Consider the following 26174-nt stretch of genomic DNA (forward strand, 5'->3'; position numbering starts at 1 on the left):
ATGATAGAATCAAGATGTGGAATTTTATGTTATGAATGTGAGTACAAAGGAAAGGTCAATTGCAAAGGATGTACATATATTTATAAACCTTTTTGGGGTGAAGAATGCCCTGTAAAATCATGTTGTGAAAATAAAAATCTTACACATTGTGGTCTATGTGATACATTTCCATGTGAAATGCTTAATCAATTTGCATATGATAAAGAACAAGGTGATGATGGAAAAAGAATTGCTCAGTGTAAAGAATGGGCTAGTTCTAGCATTACGACTTAATATATCTCTATATTATAAAGTAAATCTTTTTAAACTGTTGTTGATAACCTACAACAGTTTTTATAATTTAATTTAAAGGTTATTAAGTTAATTTAATAGAATAGTAATTTATTGATTGAAAAATAGCTACGCACACTTGTGACTTTAGTCATGAGTTAGTAGCTAAAATAGTCAGCATATAGGGAAACTTATATGTAGAGATAGGATAGAACCTATCCAATACTACTTGAATTGCTGGAAACCCCTAAAGCTAACCAAACTAAAACATAAGGATGAAATAAACCTAAGTGTGAAAAATAAACCTAAGTGTAAAAGTTACGAAAGTAGAAAAAATTGGTTAGATGGTATAAGGTTAAACCCTAAGTACTTTAAAATGGGCAATCAGCAGGTAAGCTCCTAAGTAGGAGAAACTTCAACGACTATTCCTCTTAAGGGAAGTACACTACAAGCTATTGGTAGTGGAAGTGGGTAGACCTTAACGGATAATGCCGAAGGATAAGATATAGTCTGTGCTTACATGAAAGTGTAAGAAGTTCATAAGAGAACTGCATAGGTAGTAGCGAACTTATGTGAACGACAACCTCAAAAATGATAAAAGTTAGGACTTACGGTTCTTACATATGTTATTTAAAAATAAATATAAAAACCTTCAAAAAACTTGTTTTAAAAAATTGTACTTGTTAATATTAGGATGGGTGATGAAAAATCATAAAAAACAAGTAAAGTGAGGTGATAGTAGTGGAAAAAGCTTATAAGTTTAGAATGTATCCAAATAAAAAACAGCAAGAGTTAATTAACAAAACTTTTGGATGTTGTAGATTTGTATATAATAAATATCTTGCTAAAAAAATAGAAGTTTATGAAAACAATAAAGAAACTTTTACTTATAAACAGTGTAGTTCTGATTTGACCAATTTAAAAAAAGAATTAGAGTGGCTTAAAGAACCTGATAAATTTTCACTACAAAACACCTTAAAAGATTTAGAAAACGCATATAAAAAATTCTTTAAAGAAAATACAGGATTTCCTAAATTTAAATCAAAGAAAACTAATAGATTTTCATATAGAACGAACTTTACAAATGGAAATATTATGTACCTTAGTCAATATATAAAATTACCTAAACTTGGTATGGTTAAAGTAAGGGATAAACAAATACCTCAAGGGAGAATACTTAATGCTACTATATCCAAAGAACCAAGTGGTAAATATTATGTATCATTATGTTGTACTGATATAGATATTAAAGCATTTGAAAATACTAATAATCAGATAGGTTTAGATTTAGGAATTAAAGAATTTTGTATCTCAAGTTGTGGAGACTTTATAGAAAATCCTAAGTATCTTAAGAAGTCATTAAACAAACTTGCTAAATTACAAAGAGAACTATCGAGAAAAACAATTGGTAGTTTAAATAGAAATAAAGCAAGATTAAAAGTTGCAAGACTTCAAGAACATATAGCTAATCAAAGGAAGGATTTTCTACAAAAACTATCTACTAAATTAATACGAGAGAATGATATTATTTGCATAGAAGATTTACAAGTAAAGAATATGACTAGAAATCGTAAACTATCTCGCTTAATTTCTGATGTGTCATGGTCAGAATTTGTTCGTCAATTAGAATATAAGGCTAATTGGTATGGTAGACAAATTGTAAAGGTAGGTAAATTCTTTGCAAGTTCACAAATATGCAATAAATGTGGGTACAAAAACGAGGAAATGAAGAATTTAAATATAAGAGAATGGATTTGTCCTTGTTGTAATGTAACTCACGATAGAGATATAAATGCGAGTATAAATATACTAAAAGAAGGATTAAGACTAATAACAGTTTAAAATAAATAACTTATGTAAGAACCGTAGGAACTACGGGGATAGCCTGTGGAGAATTGGTAAGACATATTTTAGTATGCGAAATTCTATGAAGCAGGAACCCAGTGACTTCAGTCATGGGAGGTTCAGAGAATATAACTGGAAAATTAAAAGTATAAAATTTTAATATCTGTCTATTTTAAATATAGATTATATAACTGAATTAAAATAGACTTAAATTTTATTTTATGTTAAAATCTTTACAGTAATAAATAATTTTATTTTAAGGAGATAATTTTATGAATAATTACTTAAAATTTGCTACATATCAACTTATAGGCTTTACATCTTCTATACCTAGACTTATTAAAATTAAAAAGAATCCTGATAAATTTAGCTTAAAAGAAAAATTTGAATTTATGCAAAAGCAAGCTAGAAAATCTTTAGATATAGTAAATATAGACCTTAATATAATTGGAAAAGAAACATTACCAAAAGAACCTCTTCTATTTGTTGTAAATCATTCTAGTATGCTTGATAGTTTTATATTAGCAGCAAGTGTGGAAAGACCAATTGGATGTGTAATTGCAGACGAACCAGTTTGGAGAAATATACCTATATTTAAAGAATGGGCAAAACTATTAAGATGTGTATATGTAAACAGAAAAAACAATCGAGAAGGTATAAAAAGTATATCTGAAGCTTCTCAAAATATACTTAAAGGTCAAAGCATGGCTGTATTTCCAGAAGGAGATTTGACATGGATTAAAGAACCAAATTCATTGGTATCAGATTTTAGAAGTGGGGCCTTAAAAATAGCATACAAAGCAAAATGCCCTATTGTTCCACTGGTAATAAAAAACTCAAAAGATACTTATGAAGGATATCAACCTATTGGCAAGATTAATTCTCTTCCTGTTGAAGTTGAATTTTTAGAACCGATTTATGACCATATTGAAAATCCTAGACTAAAATCTTCTGTACTAGGTGAAAATATAAAAAATAATATGATAAAAGCAATAGAAAGCTTTAGAAAATCAAATAAAACATTTAAAGAATTTTAATATTAAAATTTATTGACTAAAAAAAATTTTAATGTTAAAATTCTTTTTAAGAGGTGATTAACATGGCAAAAAACACAAAACAAACAACGGTTCATATTGATGAAACATTACTCAAAGAGGTTAAAAGAATAGGAATTAATGAAAATAAGAGTATATCCCAGATAATAAATGAATCAATAATAAATTATGTATTGGTATATAGAGAAAATGAAGATAAGGAAAAAAATGAACATGATAAGAATTTAAATGAAACAATAAATGCGTTCAAAAAAGAAGAAGAAAAAAGAATACAAGCTAAAAGTGCTGCTAGAGCTATAGCAGAAGCAAAAAAACGAGTTCTTTATTAAAAAACAAAAATCGGTACAAATTAAGCACCGATTTTTTGATATTTAAAATAATTTTAAAAATAATTAAATTCTTTTTTAAATTAAATCACCAACAACTTTTACTTTTATAAGAAGTGCATTTCCAGGAAGGTATGCAAGTGGAACATCTTCTATGTTTAATACTTCTATAGTATCTTTTTTAGCACCAGCCTTTAGAGCTTTATTTACTGCCTCTTGCTTTGAATCTTCTATAGCATCTTCCCTAGACATTTTATCTAAGCTATACACCTTTTCTACATCTCCACTTATTTGTCCTAATGCAGCACCAATAGCATTTGCAGCAGTATAATGAGGAGGTCTTATAACATTACTTATGCCTTTTAATTTTTCAGGAACAATTATACTTCCTCCACCTGTTAAAACTAACTCAACATCATCTTGACTAGTTTTCATTTGGTCTACAGCATCTTCTAGCTTTAAAATTACCTTTTTATATACCTCATCACAATACTCTTTATCTATATGTTCAACATTAGTTTTTCTATCTTCAAATGCCATATCTAACCTTGTAACAACATCTGACAAAGTTAAAGTATCTCCACCAAATATTATTGCATCTTCAGTTATTTTGTAACCAACACTTTCAGGACCTATCTTTATATTATCTTTTTCACCTTTTACACATGTCCCACCAGCAAGCCCAATAGTTAAAACATCAGGCATTCTAAAGTTTGTATGTACTCCTCCAATTGTAACTGGAATTGATGATTCTCTAGGGAATCCATTATATAGTACACCTAGGTCACTTGTAGTTCCTCCAACATCCAATACTATTGCATTTTTTACTTCTGATAAGAAAGAAGCTCCTCTTATAGAATTTGTTATTCCACATCCAATTGTAAAAATTGGATATTTCATTGTATACTCTAAATTCATTAATGTTCCATCATTTTGACTAAAATAAATTTGTGCATCTATACCTAAATCTTTAAGTGCTTTTTCAAATCCTAAAGATACTGCTTTACCTACTTGAGATAATGCAGAATTTAAAATGGCTCCATTTTCTCTTTCTAGTATACCTATATTGCCTATTTCATTTGATAAAGATATGGGAATATCACCTAAAATTTCTCTAACCCACTTTGCAACTTCCTCTTCTTGTTGTTTATTTACTGGAGCAAATACTCCACTTATTGCAACACTTTCCACTCTGTCTTTTATTTTATTGCAAAATTCTACAACTTCTTCTTTACAAAGTTCATTTATCTTTCTACCATCAAACTCATATCCACCAGACACTAGTATTGAATCTAGTTCTATCTTTTCTCTTAAATCTTCTGGCCAATCTATAAAAGGAAGAATAGCAGTTGTCGCTGGCTTTCCTATTCTTATCATTGCTACATTATTAAGTCTTTTTCTTTCTACAATAGCATTTGTACAATGAGTTGTACCAAGCATAGCATACTTTATTAAAGAATGGTCAATCTTACTTTCATCTATAACTTTTTTTAAAGCATTATAAACACCTGTTTCAACATCTTTTGTAGTTGCTACCTTAACTGAATGAATTACTTTTAATTCCCCATCCAGTATACAAGCATCTGTATTTGTTCCTCCAACGTCAATTCCTACACGATACATCAAAATTTCCTCCTAAACTTTATTTTCCTTGTAATTCTTCTACTGTTTTATATTCCACATCATATCCAAAGTATCCAGGTCCAACTGTCTCAATTCCTTTTTCTGTTCTCCATTTTTCATTACAAGGAAAAGCTACTACCATAACACGAGAACCGTATTTTATTCTTTCTGTAGTTATTGGAAATCCAGTTTCTAAATCTAATACTGCTATTAAATCTGGTGTAATACAAAGTGGTGTATTACCTTTTTTTGCAATTAAATTCTCATTTTGAAATAATATAGAATACTCTCCATCATATTCATTAATTCCAGCAAAAAAAGCATGCCCTCTAGTAAATCCACCTTTCAATTCTCTCTTAATATCAATTACCTTTCCTTCAAATAACTTATATCCTTTTAATTCTTTCAATATATTCTCAACAGCACCTTTTGAATCAGACTTATTTTCAAGCAAAAATCCTCCTATAGTTTCAGCTATTGTAAGTGTATTACCTATAGCAGCTTTTTTAACTTGAGCTCCACTTAAATTGTAATCACTGATAGAAGAACTTCCTCCCATTTCCACAGTTAGAGTTCTGGCTAATCTTTCTGACCAAATTCCATCTACAGGATAAAGGATAGCAGAATTTCCTTTTTCATCAGACATTACAGCAGGTGATGCCTCATATCCTTCAAGATAAAAAGTTACCATTTGAGCTTCAGGAAAAGCTCTCCCCATAGAATCAGCATCCAAAATAGGTAGTCCTTTTTTTGCAGCAACTGCTATTGGCATAAGTGAGTTTATTCCTCCTATTTCTATAGGAATTATAACATCTACTTTTCTATTTATTAACTTCTCCATTATTTCTAAGGGTGTAGTTAATTCTACCTCAGAAAGTAATTTTTCTATTGTAATTACAGGAGAACCCATACCAGATACTGGAACTACTAGAGCATCATCATCAAGTTCATCCAAACTTATTACTTTTACAGGACCATACTTTTTAATTGCTTGTTTTGCAACAAGTTTACCTACATATGGGTCTCCTCCTCCTCCAGTTCCAAGTACTGCTGCACCAACTGCTATTTTATCTATACTTTCTTCTGTTAAAAATCTCATGTTACTTTCTCCTCATATTTCAAATTTATTTTACACTTTATAAACAAATTTCATTACACTGCTTTATCTACATTTTCCTTATTTTTTGCTGAACAAAGCACTTTTCCAATAATAGATTGTACTACAAATCCTGCTATAAACCCATCTAAAGGAGCTATAGTAGTAAGAGTTATAAATCCATATGTTGAAAGATAAGTTATCAATATCCCAATTACCCAAGATACTATTGAACGTTTAACTATTGGTTTATATAATACACCCTTATCAAAACCTTTAAGCTCTTGCTTTACTATGTAATATTCTGCTGTATATACACCACCAACAGGTGCAATTACGATTCCAAGTAGATTTAAGAATCCTATAAAACCTTCATATATTCCAAATACAGCTAATAATGTTGCTACAATACCAAGAACTATAGTTAATACTTTCTCAGGTGCTTTTTTAAGTACAAGTGCTATACTTAGTGATGCTGAATAAACATTACTTGTATTTGTAGTCCATTGAGCTAATGTAAGCACAATTATACCTGGTATAGCAATTCCCAACGTAATAAAAATTCTCATAATATCTGAAGTTCCCATACATTTTGCCAATATTATAGAAACTACTATCATAAAGGCATTTCCAAATTGTATTCCCAAGAAACTTGAAAGTGCACAATCTCTTCTACTTTTAGCCCAACGACTTATATCAGGAGATACTATTGCACCAACTATTATTATACTCATTGATAAAGAAACTCCACCTGCAAATGTCATAGTAGACTTCATATTATCATCAACTGGAATTCCATTTGCTCTAAAAGCTAAAAATATAGTTAACATCATAAGAATTAATAAGAATGGTACTGAATATACACTTAATTTTTCCATTGCCTTATATCCATAAATAGCAGTGCTCATCATCAAGAGACCACCTATTAGGCTTAGAATTTGCATACTTACATCCAGATTAAATATATCTTTTATTATTATTTGTGCATTTTGAGCAAAGAAACCTACTTGAACTCCAAACCACCCTAATAGAGAAACCCCTATAACTAGAGAAAATATTTTTGCTCCAGTCTCTCCAAACACATACTTTGTTATCATAGATGTAGATAGACTTGTAGACGAACCAACTAAAGAGCATGTAGTATACAAAATTGCAGAAAAAAATGAACCAACAATTACTGATAATATTGCTTGTTTCATTGGCATACTCTGTGCCAATTCAGCCCCTAAAATAACAGATGATAAATCCACACCTATTGCTACTAAAACTGAAAACATAGCTACCCAGCCACGTTTTTGGTGCTCTGGAACCTGCTCCAGCGCATAGTTAATTTTTTCTTCTTCCATTTTCATCCCTCCATTTAAATCGTAAAGTCACTGAGTCCAGTATATTTTACAATTTTCTAATTTATAAATTTATTAACTATCATATATTTATATTTTTCATTTAATATATAGTTTTAAATTTTCTGAAATAATTCTATAATAAAAAACGCCTCTTGGAAAAATCCAAGAGACGAATATAAATCCGTGTTACCACTCTTATTAGTAAAAATTAATTTTACTCACTCATTTTCTTAAGGCGAATTAAACCACTATTATAACAAGATTATAATAGTATTCTCCAAAGTCCTTTTCACACAAATTCCAATATTAGTTCTCAGCCAAATCTAATTCTCTGTAAAATTCCTTTATGCTACTTTCTTCTTCTACGAATCTATAATATTTATTTATAGTTAATTTATGATTTATATAATAATATATATGCAATATTTTGTCAACTCAAAAAGTAAATTACTTGTATTTTTTAGTTTTATATGTAAATTTTTATATTATTACTATATTTATATAATGTAATTTTTAAAATTTCATCAAAATTTATACTTTATTATCTACAAATTTACAGTATAAACAGTTTGTATAAAACAATTAATTTTTGTATAAAATATAATTTTAAATATATAAAGAAAATATTTCTTCTTAAAAATTAAAAAATAAAAAGCTATGATTTTACATTCATAGCTTAATACAACTACTGTTTTAATTTACTAATACAATATTTCATCAACATTTTTATAATGATTAATCATTGTATTTTAAAACAGATACTTATATATTAATAATATTTTCATTGAATTATACGTCATATATAATTACATTTTAATAGTAATTTTACTAAATTATATCTACTGAATCATCCACATGTATAATTCCTTCTTTTAGAACCTTCACAAAAATTCCTTCTCGTGGCATTACACAGTCTCCAGTTAATTTCTTAATTTCACATCCATTGTGACACTTTTTACCAATTTGAGTCACCTCAACTTCACATTTACCAATTCTTAGTTTTGTCCCAACAGGTAAAGAAAATACTTCTATCCCTTCTGTAGTTATATTCTCAGCAAAATCTCCATATTTTAATTGGTCAAAACCTTTCATCTTCATTTTATCTATGCTTTCTTTTCCAAGCAAGCTTATTTGACGATGCCAATCTCCTGCATGCGCATCTCCAACTATCCCATGATTTATTTTTAGTTCTGCACATTGTACGGGAACTTTAATTACACCTTTTTTCTCACTTATATTTATTGACACTACCTTAGCCATATTTCCTCCAAATTTTCACCCATATATTATTAATTACTCAAACTTAAAATCTCCTGATTTTCCACCAGTCTTCTCTACAAGATGTATATTACTTATAACCATTTTTTTATCAACTGCTTTACACATATCATAAATTGTAAGTGCTGCCAAAGAACATGCATTTAAAGCTTCCATCTCCACTCCAGTCTTTCCAAGAGATTTGCAAGTTGCATATATCCTAATAGCAGACTCAGAATCATCTATATCAAATTCCAAATCACATCCTACCAATTTTATCTGATGGCACATTGGTATATTTGAAGATGTATTTTTAGCTCCCATTATACCTGCAACCTGAGCTACAGATAGTACATCTCCTTTTTTTATCTGACCATTTTTTACTTTGTCTAAAGCTTCTCTACTAAGAGTAATTGTAGCTGTTGCTATAGCAGTTCTTTTAGTGTCATCTTTTTCACTTATATCTACCATCTTGGCATACCCTTTTTCATTTATATGTGTTAACATTACTTATCCTCCAATTTCATACATACGTCTATTTGTATCACTACATTTATTTTCTATTAGATGATGTTTTTCTGGCTTCTGTTTTATTATATCTTTCATTGATTCCCTAAATAACAATGGTTTATGTAAAAATGGTTTTATGTCTATTTCTTCTTTTGAATGTAGACACAATTTTATTGCACCACTAGAAGTAAGTCTAATACGATTACATGTATTGCAAAATGAACAACTTAATGGAGTTATAATTCCTATTCTTCCTTTGGCTCCCTTAAACATATAATATTCTGCTGTACTTTTTTCTTCATTTTTAACTTTATATAGTCCATATATTTTTTCAACCATTTCTTTTACATTAAAATAACCTTTTTTATAAACTCTATTAGCTTCACCTAATGGCATAAGCTCTATAAATCTTACATCAATTGGTGATTTAACAGTTAAAAACATAAAATCTTTAAGTTCATCATCATTAAATCCACTTATAGCAACACAGTTTAATTTTACTTTTATGCCTAAATTTAAACAAGATTCAATCGATTTTAAGACATCTTTTAAATTTCCACCTCTTGTTACAGATTTATACTTATATTCCTTCAAAGAATCTAAACTTATATTAACTTTATTTAAACCACATTTTTCAAGCTCAGAGATTCTATCAGAAAGCCCAATAGCATTAGTTGTCATTCCAATATTATTTATTCCACATTTTTCTTTTGTAAATTTTATAAGTTCATTTAACTTAGGATATAAAAGAGGCTCTCCCCCAGTAAATCTAACCTTGGTTATTCCTTGTTCTGACATAGCCTTTATAATGAATTTATAATCTTCAAAACTTAGATTTTCATTTATATAATTTTTATCAAATTTTACATCTGGTGGCATACAATAGACACACCTTAAATTACACTTATCTGTAAGTGAAATACGAAGGTAGTCTATTTTTCTTCCATACTTATCAATCATACTCTATCTACCTCTTTGTCTATTTTTTATCTATCTAGATTATATACTATTTACTTTTTTTAGTTGCACATTCTGTAGCTTCTCCTCTTAAAATTTCTATGCCATGGTCTAAAACATCAATTATAAAACTTAAATTTTCAACTGCACCTTTTGGACTTCCAGGTAAGTTTATTATTATAGAATTATTTCTTATTCCACTTACACCTCTACTTAGTATAGCTTTTTTGGTAATTTCTGTAGATTTCATTCTCATATATTCACTTAAACCTGGTATTTCTTTTTCTAATACTTCCTTAGTCGCTTCTGGAGTTACATCTCTTTTTGAAAAACCAGTCCCTCCATTAGTAAGAATTAAATCTATTTTATTACTATCACAAAGTTTTACAATATTTTCCTTTAACATTTCCTTGTCATCTTTTATCAATACATATTCAATAACTTTATAATCTCCTGTATTTTCAACAAATTCAATTAGTTTTTTTCCTGTTATATCTTCTCTTTTTCCTTCATAGCCTTTATCGCTAAGTGTTATAATTGCAACATTAAACATATAATTTCACCCCTTTATACATTAACTAGACCTTTAAAAATAAAAACCAATTTAATAAAACCTACTCTATTTTATTTCCATTTTTCTCAGTAATATAACATATTATATCTACATTTCTTATCATATAACTTAATAGTACATACATTTTTATTATTCCAACGTTCACAAAATAAAAAATATTAACTTATAACTATTCCAAATATAAAACTAGTATATATGTAATCTATTTAACAAATGTACAATTACTTCCAATTTCTATAACTATTATAACATTGTCTATATTTTCTCTACTAATAAATTTTTTTAAGTCTATACCATATATTATATAATATAATTTTATTTATTTATATAATATCATCCCATTTTATTATCATAACGATTAAAATTCTTTCTTATATCAGTTTTTTCAAATAAAAAAAGGCATCCATAAAATTTTTAAAAGATGCCTCTTTTTAACTATTTATATTTTATTTTTCAAATTAATTCTTATCATCTTCTAAAATAACTGCTGTTCCATAAGCAAGCATTTCTGCTGCACCTTGCATAACTGAAGCTGAAGATAATCTAAATGCTATTATTGCATTTGCACCTTTAGCTTCTGCATCTTCAACCATCCTACCTATAGCAATTTGTCTTGCTTCAGTAAGCATTTCATTATATCCTGTAAGCTCTCCTCCAACAAGGTTTTTAAAGCTTGCTCCTATATCTTTTCCAACATGTTTTGCTCTTATTGTACTTCCTCTAACTAGTCCTAGAACTTCTGATATTTTTTTGCCTTCGACCTTTTCTGTGGTAACTATTAACATAATATATCAACTCCTTTATATCGTATTTAATATATTATATCATGCAACTTATAACTTTTTTAATAAATATTGTAACTTAATGTTTCATTAGTTAATCTATACTATAAAATAATGTGTTTGGTTAACTAGTTGTACCTTTTATTATTTAGTTAACTCATCATGTAAATTTAAATTATATTCTACATTCAATTTTAAATCTTTAATCTTTTTAATCATCATTTCACTAAAGCTTCCTTTTTCAAACCATATGTTTTGTATATCTAAAAGTTCTACTTCTTCTAAAATCACATCCATCTTAGATTGTTTGTCAATAATGGCCACAACGTCAATATTGTGTGGTACATCTTTTAAACACTCATACACATCTATACCTTCAATAGGTTTCTTTTCTTCATCTATAGCAACAACTTTGTACATATTCTTTTTAAGTTCATCTAATATTTTATATGCTTTACTTTCTTCATCGCTATTATTTAATATTACTGCCCAAGAATCGCATTTAAGTAAATTCATAAACTCTCCTCCATATAAATCCTACTCTATTTTATAACCATATCTAATTAAACTCCAGTTAATTTTTTATATTCATTAACAGTATTTACATTTAAAAATAAATCTTCATCATCAAAGTATATATAGCTTTTATCTATTTTGTCTATAAGGCTTCTGAGCTTTAAATCATTTCCTTCTATACATAAGGATACCTTATTTATTATACTCTTTTTATACCCAGAACACAATGGTTGTAACTTACCATTTGTCACTGAAATCACGCTTTTATCATCCATTTCATTAGCTATTCTTTCTACTATTTCACTATTTAGATATGGCATATCACATGCAACTATAACTATATCATACTTTGCATATTCAAGAGCAGTATATATTCCTCCAATTGGACCAACATTTTTTATTATATCATTATAAACTTTAATATTATATTTAGAATATAATTCTTCATTATTAGATATTATTATTACTTCATCAAAATTTTTAAATACTTCTATTGCAATTTCAATAAAAGGCTTTTCATGTAATTCTAGAAAAGCTTTATTTCTTCCCATTCTAGAATTTTTTCCCCCTGCTAAAATTACACCTGTTTTCTCTATATAAATCTCCCCCTTTAGAATATTTTTCTAAATTTATACGTATTTGAAAAATGGCGCATTAGCGCCATTTTAAAATTAATTGATTACTCAAATATTTGAATAATCTTTTCTTTAAATGCATTCATAAGCTTTTCTTTTTCTTCTAAGTATTCACCATAGCATTCATATTCTCTGCATATACAATTTATAATTTCACTTGATGTAAAGTTTATCTTTTCAAGATTATAGTTATACAAAATTTCAACACTATCAATTTCACTTATGCTATTGAATATACATTCATACATATCTTCAATTATAAGTTGACTATTTTCTTCAAATTGACATAAAAGTTGTTCTCTATTTTCTTCTAGTAATACATTTTCTTTTATAAACTCTACAAAGTTTTCAAAGTCTTCTGTGTTGTTACATGGTTCTATTTCAAATAGTATTCTAAAAAATAGATTCCATGGGAATTCTGTATTTAATCTGCTTCTAAAATGATTTCCTAGGTCTTTACAAAATTTATCATCAAATGTTGGTTCTCTTTCAAATTCTATTTGCTCATTAAAATCTATGTCTTTATTTACAATCTCATTTAGTCTTGCAAACTCATCAAGCATGAAATTGCCCAAAACTTCATCACTTATATCCTGTTTATTAAAAGAATAGCTTAATATAGTCTCACAGGGTTTTTTAAAATCCACAACAAAACCTATACTTTTATTCATCTTTTCAGAAAAAGCATCATATACTAATTTCGCAAATAGTTTTTCAATTTCTTTTTTACTTACTTTCATATTAAAAGACTTTCCTGAATGAAAGTTTTTATAAATGCTTAAAAGCTGATTATCAATCATAGTAAGATTATTCTTTATAGAGTCCATCATATCCTTTATAAATTTATCAGCAAGTAAATATGTGTTATTTTTATAAATTATTTTATGTTCAATTTCACTCCAAAACACATTTACAAGAGACTTAATTTGAAGCTCAAATTTTACTTCTCTATCTAAATATGCAAAAACTCCATCTATTTTATATATTTCAAATCCATTTTTTTGTTTATTAGGTTGTCTTTCAGACAATTTTAATTTAATATTCTTATTTTCTTTATTATAATAGTTTACCTTGTCGTCTGTTTTATTAAAGTATCTTCTTAGAAGTCTATATATCTTGTTTTCATCCTCAATAAATCTGCATTCAATTCTCAAACCTATTAAGTCAGAGACATTGTGAATAAGATTACTTGCTTCTCCATATTTTTTTAAATATCTATTTCTAATTATCTTCTCTCTTAAACTTGATTCTGATTTTATTCTAGAGGTTACATTTATATATTCTTGATTTTTTTCATCCAAAATATTTTCAAAATACTCTTCTATTTCATCTGATATAGTTTCTAATGTTGGAGACATTGTCCTCAACATTTCAATAGACTCTTCAATAAAATCAAATTCTTTTAATCCCATAAATTTTTACACTCCCATATTTAATAACTGTTAGCTATTTCAGTTCTTTATATTTGATTACACTCTTATTCTAACATTTTTTCCTACTATAAGTAAGTATTCTCCAAAAACCTTCATATATATTTCAAATTAGAATTAATTTCTTTAGTTTTTTGACTTTTAATTTAATTTTATTTAGCTAATTTGATATAAAAAATAAATTGCCACTAAATTATTTTTAGTGGCAATTTATTGAAAATCATATTTTGGGTATTCTATTTCTTAGTATCTTATATAATCTCTAGCTATATTGAATAAACTATCTTTAATTAAAATCCTATATATATACCTATTGTCAAAAAGACTAGAGATACAGCTGTCAAAATCAACAATATAGGCATTATAAATCTTACCCATTTTGAAAAAGGAATATGAGCTACTGCAAGTGCTCCCATCAATACCCCTGAAGTCGGAGTTATGAAGTTTGTAAGACCAACCCCAAATTGATAAGCAGTTACTATTACTTGAGCTGATATATTAACCAAATCACCTAGAGGAGCAAGTACAGGTACTGTAAGTGAAGCAAGACCTGAAGATGATGGAATTAAAAATGCCAATGCAGCTTCCAAGAAGAAAGATAAATATACAAATATAACTTTTGGAAGGCCACCTAAAAAAGCTGCTGCGGAATTTAATATAGTATCTATTATAAATCCATTTTGAGCAATTATTACGATTCCACGAGCTAATGCTATGGCAAGAGCGGCTGATGCTAAATCTTTGGCTCCATCTATAAAACTTTCTGAAATTTCAATTTGAGATAATCTACCAACTAAACCAGAAAGTACTCCTATGGCAGCAAAACACATTGATATCTCTGGAATATACCATCCTTGACTTAAGACACCCCAAATCATTATTGCCATACCTATTCCAAAGATAGCAAGAACAGATACTTCTTTAAAAGTAAATTCTTTTATTTCTGTTGAAGTTTGATTAAGTATTGATTTATTATTTTTATCTATTTCATATACTATTGAACTTTCAGGATTTTCTTTAACTTTCTTAGCATAATACATAACAAACGCTATACTTATTAATATATAAGCTATAAAAATAACTACTCTATATGCTACTCCTGAACCTGGAGCAAGTTGAGCTAGTGCCTGTGCAATACCAACCGAGAATGGGTTTATTGTCGAAGCTGCAGCTCCTGCTGCTGCTCCTATAAATACAATTGCTATGGCGGTTAGAGAATCATATCCTAAGGATGTCATAAGTGGAACAAATATCATATAAAATGGTAATGTCTCCTCTGCCATCCCAAATGTAGTACCTCCAAGACCAAATAAAATCATTGATATTGGAATTATAAGAAGTTCTTTTCCTTTAAATTTAGATATAACTGATGCTATTCCTGCTTCTATAGCTCCAGTTCTATTTACAATACCAAAGGCACCTCCAACTATTAATACAAAGCCTACAACCTCTGCTGAATCGATAAAACCTTCTATTGGTGCCTTAAAAACATCTGCAAACCCTTGAGGATTGCTTTCAACACTTTGATAAGTTCCTGGTACAACTACCATTCTACCTTCTACATCTTCTCTACTAAATTCACCACTTGGTACTATCCAAGTCAATATTGCCATTAAGACTATTAGTAAAAATATTATTGTAAAAGTGTGTGGTATAATAAATCGTTTCTTTTTACTGTCAGTCATTATAATGTCCTCCATACTTTGCTAAATTTTAAATCTTTTAGGATATTGTTTAATCTCTCTGACTAAAGTTTTCCCTTTTTACAATTTTTTATTAGCAAAGATACAAAATAAAAAAGTTATCTTTTAAAATTTAAAAGATAACTTTTTTATTTTTCTTTAAATTAAGGATTCCATATACTATTTTAATAATTCAATTTTTTCATTATAATCTGAGATTGTTTTTTTAATATCTTTAGATTTCATTATAGTTGACATTATGGCAAAATCATCACAGTATTTCAATGTTTCTTTGACATTGGATGGTAAAATTCCTCCTAGTGCAACTATCTTAATATCAGTAATCTTCTTAGCTTCTTTTAGAAGCTCAATTCCTTTTGGATGTAAACCTTCTTTACATTTAGTTTCATATATATGTGACAAGGTTATGTAATCTACTCTTATATTTTTATTTCTCATCAGATTTTCTAAATGTTCTACTTCCTCTATTTGATGTAAAGATAATCCCAGTATTTTATCTTTATTAAAACTGTAATTATTTTCAAGTAAATCCAAGAATACTTTAAAAGGAAGATGAATCCCTTGGCAATCTGTTTTTTCAAAAAATTCAATATTACTATTTACTATAAAGTTAACCTTAAGTTTATTAATACTTTCTTTCTGATTTATATTAATCTTCAAATTTTTATTCAGTATTTTCTCTTGAAAATCTATACAATTGATTTTGGTTTTTATTTTCATATATAATTTGTTTAATTCTTCATATTCTAAATCTTTTTCTCTTATTATAATGTTTTTTATACCACTCAATATAGACTCTTTAATAACTTCTAAATATCTTTCTTCATTACATAATAATTTTCTGTTTGTTATCAAATACATCTAAAATCTTTCCCAGTCTTTAAATACATGTTGATATCCAATTGAGTTTAACATCTTCTCTACATCTGCAACAGTGCTTTCATCATTTATCTTAAATTGAGCAGTATCATGCTCATCTTGAGAATGCCCCCCTACATCAGTAGAAACACCTGCACTCAATTTAGTTACTCCTAAAGGTATTATATGACTTCTCATTTCCAAGTTTTCTCTAGTTGATATATTTATTGCTGCATGTGGGTCAAACAATCTCATACATATCATAGCTTGAACCAAATCAGTATCACTTATATCTACTAATTCTTCAAAACAACCTTTAAAAGGTCTCATTCTTGGTGTTGAATATGAAAGCTCAATATGAGGATATTTTGTTTTTAAATATTTCCCATGCAATATTGTAAAAAAGGTTTCTTTTCTAAAATCATTCAACCCTAAAAGTGCTCCTATCGATAAAGTCCTCATGCCTGATTTTGCCCCTCTTTCAGGAGCATCTAACCTAAATTTATAATTTGCTTTTGGGCCTTTTATATGCACTTTTTTGTATATTTCCTCGTCATAAGTTTCCTGGTATACTGTTAGACCTTCAACGCCTTTATCTACAATATACTTATACTCTTCTACTTCCATTGGATAGACTTCTATACCTATAGATGGAAATTTTTCTCTTAATATTTCTATAGCCTCACCTATATATTCCACACTTGAATGAAAACTACTCTCTCCAGTCAAAACAAGTAAATGTTTAAAACCTTCTTTTGAAATTACATTTCCCTCTTCTCTAATTTCATCCATAGTTAATTTTTTTCTTTTTATTCCACTTTTTATATTATAACCACAGTAAACACATTGATTTACACAATAATTTGCTATATACATTGGTGTATATAAACATACTGTTTTTCCAAAATATTGAACACTTAATTTATGTGCTTTCTGAGCCATGGTTTCTAAATGTTTTACAGCAGTTTTAGAAAGCAAATTTAATATATCAAAATCTTCAAGCTTGTCCTTTGATAAACTTCTTAAAACATCATTATCAGTAACATTATTTAAATATCCATCAAAATCAAAATCTCTATATTTTTCTATTACATCATAAAAACTCATCACCAATCACCACTTTCTATAAATTGCCTAAAAAACCTGTTAAAGGAGAAGATGCGTTTGCAAATTCTGATACACTTCCTGTTTTTGCGAGATATGCTTCTCTTCCACCCTCTACAGCTAGTCTAAATGCTCTTGCCATTTGCACAGGATTTCCTGCTGAAGCTATCGCAGTGTTAACAAGTACAGCATCAGCTCCCATTTCCATAGCTTCCATAGCTTGAGATGGTTTGCCAATACCCGCATCCACTATTATTGGTATGTCTAATTCATCTATCATTATTCTTATCATTTCTTTCATTTGAAGCCCTCTATTTGAACCAATTGGAGCCCCAAGAGGCATAACTGCTGCTGCATTAGCTTCTATAAGTCTTCTTCCAGCATAAAGGTCTGGTGTCATATATGGAAGAACTATAAATCCTTCATCAGCAAGTATTCTTGTAGCTTTTATAGTTTCTTCATTATCAGGAAGTAAATATCTAGTATCTGATATCACTTCTATTTTTATAAAATCTCCACATCCCATTTTTCTGGATATTCTAGCTATTCTTACTGCTTCTTCTGCATTAGTAGCTCCTGATGTATTTGGAAGTATTGTCATTTCTTTCGGAATATATGTTAATATATTCTCTTGTTTATTATCTAAATCCACTCTTCTAAGTGCCATTGTTATTATCTCACTGCCACTTTCTTTTATTACCTCAGGCAATATATTATTTGAACCATATTTACCTGTTCCAACCAACAATCTACTATTGAATTCATGTCCACCAAGTACCAATTTATCCATATTATTTTCCTCCACGTATAACTTTTTTAATATTCAATCTTTTTAGAATTTAATTTTAGTATTTACATATCTATAAGTATTTGTGTTGCCAAGTTTGCCATGTGATTTGCACAGATAGCGACCCTTGGAGCCATAAGACCTTCACCAAATTTAGCTTCATTTACAAAATCACCACATATATAAAACTTGTCTTTTATCTTCTTAGTAGTTATTATATTTGAATCATAATAACCTGCCATACCTGATGATGCTATTAGATATTTATCTTTTAAATTTATTAACACATAGTTACAAACCTGTGCCTTACATGATGCATCATCAAAAGCTTCAATTATCAAATCTGAATCTTTAATAGCATCCATATTATGTTTATTTAAAAAAATATCTTGTTTCTTTAACTTTATAAACGGATTTATTTTTTTTATATTTTCTATCATAGCATCAGTTTTTAATTTTCCAATATCATCTATAAAATACTGCTGTCTATTTAGATTAGAAGGTTCTACAACATCATAGTCTATAAGTAAAAGTTCTCCTACTCCAATTCTGGCTAAAGAGATAGCTATATTGGACCCAAGTCCCCCTAACCCCAATATAGCAACCTTCCCTTTTTTTAACTTATTATGTATATTTGGAGTATGTCTCGCAATCAATAAGTTTTCTAATTCATCAAATGATGGCTTGACTCCCTTTTGTATAAGTGTTAATTTATCGTTCTCACAAAGAGGAATATCTGTTTTAATTGGATATCCATTTAACACTAATACATCACATTTACAATTATAATCATCTCTAACTTTGTAGGCAGTCGTATTTTCTTCAACATCTGTTAATAATTCATTTACAAATATCTTTATTTTAACCACCTCCAACAAAACTAATAAGCTCTATAATATCTTCGTCTTTCAATATATATGTACTGTAGTTGGATTCTTCAATTATTTCTAGATTTACTTCAACTACAACTCTATCACTCTTTAAGTTATATTTATTTAATAAATCTATTATAGTCAAATCTTTTTTAAATTCAACATCCTTCCCATTAACCTTCACCAAATCACCTCCTCTTTTTAAATCTATTTTATTCTAATCACAAATTATATTAAATTAAGTTCCTCATTATTTAGTATTTTCTTAACTGTTCTCATTGAACACATTTTTCCACACATAGTACAGCTATCTTCATGAGTAGGAGTTGATTCATCTCTATATCTCTTAGCTTTTTCAGGGTCTATTGCAAGTCTAAACATTTCACACCAATCTAAATCAGCTCTGGCTTTACTCATCTTATTATCCCATTCACGAGCACCTTTAACGTTTTTAGCTATATCTCCTGCATGAGCAGCTATTTTTGCAGCTATTATACCTTCTTTCATGTCATCTAAATTAGGTAATCTTAAGTGTTCTGCTGGAGTTACATAACATAAAAAGTCTACTCCTTTAGCACATGCCAAAGCTCCTCCTATTGCACTTGTTATATGATCATAACCTGGTGCTATATCTGTAACTAATGGCCCAAGAACATAAAAAGGTGCTCCATGACACAATCTTTTTTCTAATACTACATTTGCTTCTATCTCATCAATAGCCATATGTCCAGGTCCTTCTATCATTACTTGTACATTTCTCTCCCACGCTCTTTTAGTAAGCTCACCTAATACTACTAGTTCCTGAATTTGAACTCCATCAGTAGAATCTTTTATACAGCCAGGTCTACAAGCATCTCCTAAACTCAATGTAACATCGTATTCCTCACATATATCCAATATTTTATCAAAATTAGTATAAATAGGATTTTCCTTATTATTCAATTCCATCCATGCAAATAACAGAGAACCTCCACGAGATACTATATGAGTTAATCTTTCATGATTTTTTATCTTTTGGCAAACATTCCTTGTAAGACCTGCATGTATAGTGATAAAGTCAACTCCATCAATAGCATGCTGTCTTATTACATTCAAAAACTCTTCTTCTGTTATATCTTTTAATTCTTTTTCTAAATATCCCACTGCATCGTACATAGGTACTGAACCTATCATTGCAGGTGACATTTCAACCACTTTTTCTCTAAATTCTCTAGTTTTACCATAGTTACTCAAATCCATTATAGCTTCAGCTTTCATGTCTATTGCTACTCTAACTTTTTCAAGTTCTTTTTCTATATCCTTACAATCTCTTGAAATTCCTAGATTTACATTTATCTTTGTTCTTAAATTTTTACCTACACCTTCTGCACTTAAAGATTTGTGATTTTTATTAGCAGGTATAACAACTTGTCCATTTGCTATTAATTCTCTTAGTTCATTCACATCTACTTGCTCTTTTTGAGAAACGATTTCCATTTCTTTAGTTATTATGCCTTTTCTAGCAGCATCCATTTGTGTTGTATAATTCATATTACAATCCTCCAAGATTAAAGTTATAGTTTTTGAAAATAAAAAAAGTGCTTTTCCTTGTTTGGAAAGCACTCTTATAATCATATATACACTTAGACAAATTTTCCCTAACATTAAATAATTTGTCTATTTATGTAACAAAATTATATTAAAAGCTTCCCTTCGCAAGCATTATCTTGATCAGGTTATTAGGGTTTGTAAGTTACGGCTTTATCTCTCAGCTAGCCAATTCTAGCGCCCCTAGCTCTAATTTTTCATTATTTTTACAAATTCAGTATAACACAGCAAAATTATTAGTTCAACACAATAATACAAATTTTATTTTTGGAGATATTAAAAATTACTCTGACATAATATCATTTTTTAAATTTTTAAGATAAGAATCAAGCATCACAGCTCTTATGTTTTCATACTTTATTGAATCTGGAAGTTTTCTTTTTATGTTATTTAAATTATCATATCCTACTTTTTCACAAACTTCTAAAATCATTTGCTTTTCATCTTCATTGTAGAAATTTTCTAATTCTAAATCAAACGATATACTATGTCCATCCTTTACATAGTCATGGGCATATCCAATAATAGTCGATAATGAAATCTCTAGTTCTTGGCTAATACTCTGTATATCCTTGCCTTGATTTAATAAATCTAATGCTATTTCATTATTTTTTCTACTTTCTCCATCTAGTATTAACTTCCTTTTACCCTTTTTTTCCCAAGTAACATTAATATCATTTTCTCTTACATATTGTTTGACTTCATCCAAAATACTAGCTCCATACTTTTTAATTTTTACTCCACCTATACCTGAAATGTCCTTCAGTTGCTCTTCATCAATTGGATATCTTCCACTTATTTCTTTCAGTGTCTTATTGGATAAAATCATATATGGGAGTACTTTTTCTTTTATTGCATATTCACCTCTAATACTTAATAGTTTTTCATATAGAGCTTTATCTGAATTAACTTCAAAGAACTCACTATTAACATTATCTAAATCGACATTTTTTTCTTCACTTTTTTTGTTTATGTTGTTTTTTTCGACATGTTCTTTAATTATTGTTTCAAAATCTCTACCATATTTTTGATACTTAATTTCCCCTACTCCAGATATATCTAACATCTCTTCTTTATTAACTGGATAACTGCTAGACATAGCCCTAAGTGTCCCATCACCAAATACCATATATGGAGCTATTCTTTCTTCACTTGCTATTGAATGTCTAAGCTCTCTTAAAGCACTATATAACTCATCTTCTACTTCTAATGATTTTGTCATCACGATTTCTTTAAATTCAACTTTCACTTGACCTTTTAAAACTTTCATAGACATATCATTCAATCTTATGGTTGGAAAACTTCCTCTATTTCCATTACCTAAAGTCTCAACTAAATCCAAGAATCCATGGGAAACCAATGTATTTATAAAGTTCTTTAAATCTTCATTTGAATAGTCTTTCATAATATTATATGTAGATAAAGTATTCAATTCAAGTTGTAAAATCTTTTTATTCTTAGAACCTCTAAGTACATCTACAATGGTAGTAACACCATAACTTCTTTTCATTCTAGCTACACATGAAATAACTTTTTGAGCATCTATAGTTTTATCTACTATTTCACCTTCTACTAAACAGTTACTACAATTATTACAATCTTCTATATAGTTTTCTCCAAAGTAATTCAATATTGTCCTTCTATAACATGAATTACTGTAAACCAAGTCAATCATATATTGAAGCTTTTTGTGTTGAAATAACTTTCTTTCAGGATTCTCAACTCCAATATCGATTAAATATTTTTGTATATGTACATCTCCTGGAGAAAACAAAAGCACACATTCACTTTTCTCTCCATCTCTACCAGCTCTACCTATTTCTTGATAGTAATTTTCTATACTTTGAGGCATGTTGTAGTGTATAACCCATCTTATATTAGGTTTATCAATACCCATTCCAAATGCATTTGTTGCTACCATTATATCCACATCATCATTTATAAAATCTTCTTGATTTTTACTTCTTTCATTTTTAGATAAACCTGCATGATATTTTGATACAGATATATTTCTCTTAGATAATCCATTATGTATGTTTTCAACTTCCTTTCTAGTTGCAGCATATATAATTCCAGACTCATTTTTATGATTTTTAATATAATCTAAAATATATTTATTTTTACTAGACGATTTTACTATGTTTATTGATAAGTTTTCTCTATCAAAACCAGTTATATAACAGTCTGGATTTTCTAGACATAATAAATTTATTATATCAGCTCGTACCTCTTCTGAAGCGGTTGCTGTAAAGGCTGTAATTATAGGTCTTTTAGGTAAATTCTTTATAAAATCAGAAATCCTTCTATAACTCAATCTAAAATCATGCCCCCATTGAGACACACAATGTGCTTCATCTATTGCAATTTGACTTATGTTGTTATTATTTATTAGTTCAATAAACTCATGTGCATCTAATCTCTCTGGAGCAATATAGAGTATTTTATAATTATTTTTTCTAATATTATTTAATATCTCATTAAATTCTTTATTGCTCAGTGAACTATTTATGAAGGCAGCATTAATCCCCATAGTCTTTAAAGCATCTACTTGGTCTTTCATAAGAGATATAAGTGGAGAAATTACTATTGTCATCCCATCTAATATCAATGCTGGAAGTTGATAACAAATAGATTTACCACCTCCAGTTGGCATTATAGCTAGTACATCTTTTTCACTCAAAATAGAATTTATTATAGATTCTTGACCTTTTCTAAAGCTTGTATATCCATAGTATTTTGATAGTATTTCTAAAAGTTTTTCATTCATATATTTCTCTCCTAATTTAAATTAATTAGACTTCTTTCCTGATTATGTTCAAATTTTTATTTTTATATTCACAATCCCAGTATTTCAAAGTTTATAGACGTTCTATATTATATATTAACATATATTTTGAAAAAAATTGTTTGCAAAGTAAAATAATTTATGATACATTCTAAATATAAATTTAATACTTAATCTTCGGGGTAGGGTGAAATTCCCAATCGGCGGTATAGCCCGCGAGCCAAGCTAAAACTTGGTTGATTTGGTTAAATTCCAAAGCCGACAGTAAAGTCTGGATGGAAGAAGATATGTTTAATGAGTTTTTTGTAGAGCTGTTTTATTGTGCTCTTATTAAACATTTATTGTAGATTATTCTAAACCCTGAGTTAATTCTCAGGGTTTTTTGTTTAAAAATTATCTAATTAAACAGGAGGTGTACACATCTTGAATTTTGTGAATCAAAAAGAAAAAGACATTTATTATATGAAAAAAGCTCTTGAATTAGCTAAAAAAGGGGAAGGTTTTACAAGTCCAAATCCACTGGTTGGGTGTGTAATTGTTAAAGATAGTGAGATAATAGGCAAAGGATATCATGAGAAATTCGGCTCTAATCATGCTGAAGTAAATGCTATAAACAGTGCTAAACAAAGTTTAAAAGACTCTACTCTTTATGTGAATTTAGAACCATGTTCTCATCATGGTAAAAAACCACCTTGTGTTGATAAAATTATTCAAAATAAAGTTAAAAGGGTTGTCATATCTACACTAGACCCAAACCCACTTGTTTGTGGTAATGGAGTAAAAAAATTAAAAGATAACAACATTGATGTTACTGTAGGAATATTAGAAGAAGAAGCAAAACAATTAAATGAAATATTCTTTTATTACATAAAAAATAAAAAACCTCTTTGTATTGTAAAATCGGCAGTAAGTCTAGATGGTAAAATTGCTACAAAATCACTAGAATCAAAATGGATATCTAATGAGTCTTCAAGATACCTAACTCATAAATATAGAAATAAGTATCATAGTATAATGGTTGGTATAAACACAGTTTTAAATGATAATCCCTTGCTAACTTGTAGACTTAATCAAGATGAAGTTTCTCATCCTACAAGAATAGTAATAGATACAAATCTGAAATTACCAGTTAACAGTAATTTAGTTAAAGATAAAACTAGTAAAACTATAGTTTTCACATGTTGTGAAGACAGTAAAAAATTATCAGTATTAAAAGAAAAGAATGTTGAAGTCATAATTTCTCCTAAGAAAAATGGCTTAGTTGATTTAAAATTTGTAATGTACAAATTAGGAGAACTAAACATTGATTCTGTACTAGTTGAAGGTGGTTCTACACTTAATGACAGTCTATTTAGAAATAAATTAGTTGATAAGGTCAAACTATTTTTATCCCCTAAAATTATAGGTGGTAAAGACGCACCTACATTTGTTTCTGGAGAAGGAGTAACTCGTCTAGCAGATTCAACACAACTAGTAATTAATGATGTAACTTTAATAGATGGAGATGTTTTGATAGAATCTGATGTTTTAAAATAAATTTTATGAATATATGTACAAAGGAGGTCATAATGTTTACTGGCATAGTAGAAGAAGTTGGAATACTTAGAAAAATTACTGCTAATGGCAAAAGCGGACAAGTAACCATACTATCAAACAAAATATTAGATGGTACAAATCTTGGAGATAGTATCGCTGTAAATGGAGTTTGTCTAACTGTTTCAAAACTAGGAAAAAATGAGTTTACAGCAGATGTTATGATGGAGACAATTCGTTCTACAAATTTAGGCTCATTAAATACAAATGACAAAGTAAACCTTGAAAGAGCCATGAGCCTTTCTTCAAGATTCGGAGGTCACATAGTAACAGGGCATGTTGATGGTAAAGGTACTATTTGTGAGTTTGAAAAAAACGAAAATGCAGTTTTAGTGAGCATACGACCAGTAAAAAAACTCTTATCATCAATGATACTTAAAGGTTCAGTTGCCATTGATGGTGTAAGTTTAACTATATCATATTTGGATGATGAAATATTCAAAGTTTCTGTCATACCTCATACTAAATTGAATACTACTCTCTTAACAAAAAATGTTGGAGACTTTGTTAATTTAGAAAGTGATGTAATTGGAAAGTATGTTAATAATTTTATGATTAATAACTACAAGGAATTAAATTCTAATAGTAGTAATTGTAAATCAAATATAGATAAAGATTTTTTATTTAAAAATGGTTTTTAAAAATGATAAAGGAGTGAATTAT

At 28.5% G+C, this 26174-nt stretch carries 25 protein-coding genes, 2 riboswitches and 1 other annotated feature; of the genes, 6 read left to right on the forward strand and 19 right to left on the reverse strand.

Annotated elements, in window-relative coordinates:
* The 4 genes from Q3304_RS05725 to Q3304_RS05740 all read left to right on the forward strand — a co-directional run bounded on the left by Q3304_RS05725 (nt 1) and on the right by Q3304_RS05740 (nt 3499).
* A complete protein-coding gene (locus Q3304_RS05725) occupies nt 1–273 on the forward strand; it encodes a DUF3795 domain-containing protein (protein ID WP_407814049.1) in 273 nt (90 codons plus the stop codon).
* Nucleotides 274–1002: 729 nt separating this feature from the next.
* Nucleotides 1003–2112 (forward strand): IS200/IS605 family element RNA-guided endonuclease TnpB, encoded by a 1110-nt coding sequence (gene tnpB / locus Q3304_RS05730; protein ID WP_407815415.1) that lies wholly within the window; start codon nt 1003–1005, stop codon nt 2110–2112.
* 275 nt (nt 2113–2387) lie between these two features.
* Complete coding sequence (locus Q3304_RS05735) at nt 2388–3152, forward strand: 1-acyl-sn-glycerol-3-phosphate acyltransferase (RefSeq protein WP_054270200.1); 765 nt, start codon at nt 2388–2390, stop codon at nt 3150–3152.
* Between the two features lie 62 nt (nt 3153–3214).
* Nucleotides 3215–3499: a hypothetical protein gene (locus tag Q3304_RS05740; RefSeq protein ID WP_021384547.1), complete on the forward strand. Its 285-nt coding sequence runs from the start codon at nt 3215–3217 to the stop codon at nt 3497–3499.
* A gap of 75 nt (nt 3500–3574) precedes the next feature.
* Here Q3304_RS05740 and Q3304_RS05745 read toward each other — a convergent pair whose 3' ends face one another.
* The 19 genes from Q3304_RS05745 to recQ all read right to left on the reverse strand — a co-directional run bounded on the left by Q3304_RS05745 (nt 3575) and on the right by recQ (nt 23900).
* Nucleotides 3575–5119: a hydantoinase/oxoprolinase N-terminal domain-containing protein gene (locus Q3304_RS05745; RefSeq protein ID WP_407814899.1), complete on the reverse strand. Its 1545-nt coding sequence runs from the start codon at nt 5117–5119 to the stop codon at nt 3575–3577.
* A gap of 19 nt (nt 5120–5138) precedes the next feature.
* A complete protein-coding gene (locus Q3304_RS05750) occupies nt 5139–6218 on the reverse strand; it encodes a DUF917 domain-containing protein (protein WP_219673078.1) in 1080 nt (359 codons plus the stop codon).
* Nucleotides 6219–6271: 53 nt separating this feature from the next.
* On the reverse strand, nt 6272–7561 hold the full coding sequence (locus Q3304_RS05755; protein ID WP_407814898.1) for a cytosine permease: 1290 nt from the start codon (nt 7559–7561) through the stop codon (nt 6272–6274).
* A gap of 162 nt (nt 7562–7723) precedes the next feature.
* Nucleotides 7724–7935, reverse strand: a binding site (T-box leader).
* Between the two features lie 454 nt (nt 7936–8389).
* Nucleotides 8390–8821, reverse strand: a complete 432-nt coding sequence (locus tag Q3304_RS05760; RefSeq protein WP_054270196.1) for an MOSC domain-containing protein — start codon at nt 8819–8821, stop codon at nt 8390–8392.
* Between the two features lie 33 nt (nt 8822–8854).
* Nucleotides 8855–9325: a cyclic pyranopterin monophosphate synthase MoaC gene (gene moaC / locus Q3304_RS05765; RefSeq protein WP_054276629.1), complete on the reverse strand. Its 471-nt coding sequence runs from the start codon at nt 9323–9325 to the stop codon at nt 8855–8857.
* 3 nt (nt 9326–9328) lie between these two features.
* Complete coding sequence (gene moaA / locus Q3304_RS05770) at nt 9329–10288, reverse strand: GTP 3',8-cyclase MoaA (protein WP_223195849.1); 960 nt, start codon at nt 10286–10288, stop codon at nt 9329–9331.
* A 46-nt stretch (nt 10289–10334) separates the two neighbouring features.
* Nucleotides 10335–10838 (reverse strand): molybdenum cofactor biosynthesis protein B, encoded by a 504-nt coding sequence (locus tag Q3304_RS05775; protein ID WP_054270193.1) that lies wholly within the window; start codon nt 10836–10838, stop codon nt 10335–10337.
* A gap of 479 nt (nt 10839–11317) precedes the next feature.
* Nucleotides 11318–11644: a heavy metal-binding domain-containing protein gene (locus tag Q3304_RS05780; protein ID WP_054270192.1), complete on the reverse strand. Its 327-nt coding sequence runs from the start codon at nt 11642–11644 to the stop codon at nt 11318–11320.
* Nucleotides 11645–11785: 141 nt separating this feature from the next.
* Nucleotides 11786–12157: a CoA-binding protein gene (locus Q3304_RS05785; protein ID WP_054270191.1), complete on the reverse strand. Its 372-nt coding sequence runs from the start codon at nt 12155–12157 to the stop codon at nt 11786–11788.
* Nucleotides 12158–12204: 47 nt separating this feature from the next.
* Complete coding sequence (locus Q3304_RS05790; protein WP_065388474.1) at nt 12205–12708, reverse strand: molybdenum cofactor guanylyltransferase; 504 nt, start codon at nt 12706–12708, stop codon at nt 12205–12207.
* 128 nt (nt 12709–12836) lie between these two features.
* Complete coding sequence (locus Q3304_RS05795; protein WP_054270190.1) at nt 12837–14204, reverse strand: GTP pyrophosphokinase family protein; 1368 nt, start codon at nt 14202–14204, stop codon at nt 12837–12839.
* A gap of 308 nt (nt 14205–14512) precedes the next feature.
* Entirely contained in the window at nt 14513–15907 is a 1395-nt protein-coding gene (locus Q3304_RS05800) for a YfcC family protein (protein ID WP_021384495.1), read from the reverse strand.
* A gap of 177 nt (nt 15908–16084) precedes the next feature.
* Nucleotides 16085–16786, reverse strand: coding sequence for a thiamine phosphate synthase (locus Q3304_RS05805; RefSeq protein ID WP_231301352.1), 702 nt, complete (start codon nt 16784–16786; stop codon nt 16085–16087).
* Nucleotides 16787–17890 (reverse strand): 2-iminoacetate synthase ThiH, encoded by a 1104-nt coding sequence (thiH, locus tag Q3304_RS05810; protein WP_407814897.1) that lies wholly within the window; start codon nt 17888–17890, stop codon nt 16787–16789.
* Between the two features lie 16 nt (nt 17891–17906).
* A complete protein-coding gene (locus Q3304_RS05815; RefSeq protein ID WP_054270186.1) occupies nt 17907–18677 on the reverse strand; it encodes a thiazole synthase in 771 nt (256 codons plus the stop codon).
* Nucleotides 18678–18739: 62 nt separating this feature from the next.
* Complete coding sequence (gene thiF / locus Q3304_RS05820; RefSeq protein WP_079739718.1) at nt 18740–19543, reverse strand: thiamine biosynthesis protein ThiF; 804 nt, start codon at nt 19541–19543, stop codon at nt 18740–18742.
* A complete protein-coding gene (thiS, locus tag Q3304_RS05825) occupies nt 19536–19730 on the reverse strand; it encodes a sulfur carrier protein ThiS (protein WP_054270185.1) in 195 nt (64 codons plus the stop codon). Before thiS ends, thiF begins: the two co-directional genes overlap by 8 nt.
* A 44-nt stretch (nt 19731–19774) precedes the next feature.
* Nucleotides 19775–21076 (reverse strand): phosphomethylpyrimidine synthase ThiC, encoded by a 1302-nt coding sequence (gene thiC / locus Q3304_RS05830; RefSeq protein WP_054270184.1) that lies wholly within the window; start codon nt 21074–21076, stop codon nt 19775–19777.
* Nucleotides 21077–21216: 140 nt separating this feature from the next.
* Nucleotides 21217–21328, reverse strand: a riboswitch (TPP riboswitch).
* A gap of 88 nt (nt 21329–21416) precedes the next feature.
* A complete protein-coding gene (gene recQ / locus Q3304_RS05835; protein ID WP_407814896.1) occupies nt 21417–23900 on the reverse strand; it encodes a DNA helicase RecQ in 2484 nt (827 codons plus the stop codon).
* A gap of 187 nt (nt 23901–24087) precedes the next feature.
* A riboswitch (FMN riboswitch) is annotated at nt 24088–24209 on the forward strand.
* 132 nt (nt 24210–24341) lie between these two features.
* Between recQ and ribD the strand changes: the two genes are divergently transcribed.
* The gene (gene ribD / locus Q3304_RS05840; RefSeq protein WP_407814895.1) at nt 24342–25454 is read left to right on the forward strand and encodes a bifunctional diaminohydroxyphosphoribosylaminopyrimidine deaminase/5-amino-6-(5-phosphoribosylamino)uracil reductase RibD; all 1113 of its coding nucleotides are present in this window, start codon (nt 24342–24344) and stop codon (nt 25452–25454) included.
* 32 nt (nt 25455–25486) lie between these two features.
* A complete protein-coding gene (locus Q3304_RS05845; protein WP_407814894.1) occupies nt 25487–26152 on the forward strand; it encodes a riboflavin synthase in 666 nt (221 codons plus the stop codon).
* The last annotated feature ends 22 nt before the right edge of the window (nt 26153–26174 follow it).

Origin of the sequence: Clostridioides sp. GD02377, assembly GCF_045899875.1 — a bacterium.
GTDB classification, from domain to species: domain Bacteria; phylum Bacillota; class Clostridia; order Peptostreptococcales; family Peptostreptococcaceae; genus Clostridioides; species Clostridioides difficile_A.

Bases quoted from the DNA above. Each gene is read 5' to 3' on its own strand.
- Q3304_RS05800 (WP_021384495.1), bottom strand. From the start codon at position 15,907: ATGACTGACAGTAAAAAGAAACGATTTATTATACCACACACTTTTACA.
- thiC (WP_054270184.1), bottom strand. From the start codon at position 21,076: ATGAATTATACAACACAAATGGATGCTGCTAGAAAAGGCATAATAACT.
- Q3304_RS05775 (WP_054270193.1), bottom strand. From the start codon at position 10,838: ATGTTTAATGTTGCAATTATAACACTTAGCGATAAAGGCTATGAAGGA.
- Q3304_RS05815 (WP_054270186.1), bottom strand. From the start codon at position 18,677: ATGGATAAATTGGTACTTGGTGGACATGAATTCAATAGTAGATTGTTG.
- Q3304_RS05805 (WP_231301352.1), bottom strand. From the start codon at position 16,786: ATGTATTTGATAACAAACAGAAAATTATTATGTAATGAAGAAAGATAT.
- Q3304_RS05735 (WP_054270200.1), top strand. From the start codon at position 2,388: ATGAATAATTACTTAAAATTTGCTACATATCAACTTATAGGCTTTACA.
- Q3304_RS05760 (WP_054270196.1), bottom strand. From the start codon at position 8,821: ATGGCTAAGGTAGTGTCAATAAATATAAGTGAGAAAAAAGGTGTAATT.
- Q3304_RS05725 (WP_407814049.1), top strand. From the start codon at position 1: ATGATAGAATCAAGATGTGGAATTTTATGTTATGAATGTGAGTACAAA.
- thiH (WP_407814897.1), bottom strand. From the start codon at position 17,890: ATGAGTTTTTATGATGTAATAGAAAAATATAGAGATTTTGATTTTGAT.
- Q3304_RS05795 (WP_054270190.1), bottom strand. From the start codon at position 14,204: ATGGGATTAAAAGAATTTGATTTTATTGAAGAGTCTATTGAAATGTTG.
- Q3304_RS05750 (WP_219673078.1), bottom strand. From the start codon at position 6,218: ATGAGATTTTTAACAGAAGAAAGTATAGATAAAATAGCAGTTGGTGCA.
- Q3304_RS05790 (WP_065388474.1), bottom strand. From the start codon at position 12,708: ATGGGAAGAAATAAAGCTTTTCTAGAATTACATGAAAAGCCTTTTATT.
- moaC (WP_054276629.1), bottom strand. From the start codon at position 9,325: ATGTTAACACATATAAATGAAAAAGGGTATGCCAAGATGGTAGATATA.
- Q3304_RS05785 (WP_054270191.1), bottom strand. From the start codon at position 12,157: ATGAATTTACTTAAATGCGATTCTTGGGCAGTAATATTAAATAATAGC.
- moaA (WP_223195849.1), bottom strand. From the start codon at position 10,288: ATGATTGATAAGTATGGAAGAAAAATAGACTACCTTCGTATTTCACTT.
- recQ (WP_407814896.1), bottom strand. From the start codon at position 23,900: ATGAATGAAAAACTTTTAGAAATACTATCAAAATACTATGGATATACA.
- Q3304_RS05780 (WP_054270192.1), bottom strand. From the start codon at position 11,644: ATGTTAATAGTTACCACAGAAAAGGTCGAAGGCAAAAAAATATCAGAA.
- Q3304_RS05740 (WP_021384547.1), top strand. From the start codon at position 3,215: ATGGCAAAAAACACAAAACAAACAACGGTTCATATTGATGAAACATTA.
- Q3304_RS05845 (WP_407814894.1), top strand. From the start codon at position 25,487: ATGTTTACTGGCATAGTAGAAGAAGTTGGAATACTTAGAAAAATTACT.
- Q3304_RS05745 (WP_407814899.1), bottom strand. From the start codon at position 5,119: ATGTATCGTGTAGGAATTGACGTTGGAGGAACAAATACAGATGCTTGT.
- Q3304_RS05755 (WP_407814898.1), bottom strand. From the start codon at position 7,561: ATGGAAGAAGAAAAAATTAACTATGCGCTGGAGCAGGTTCCAGAGCAC.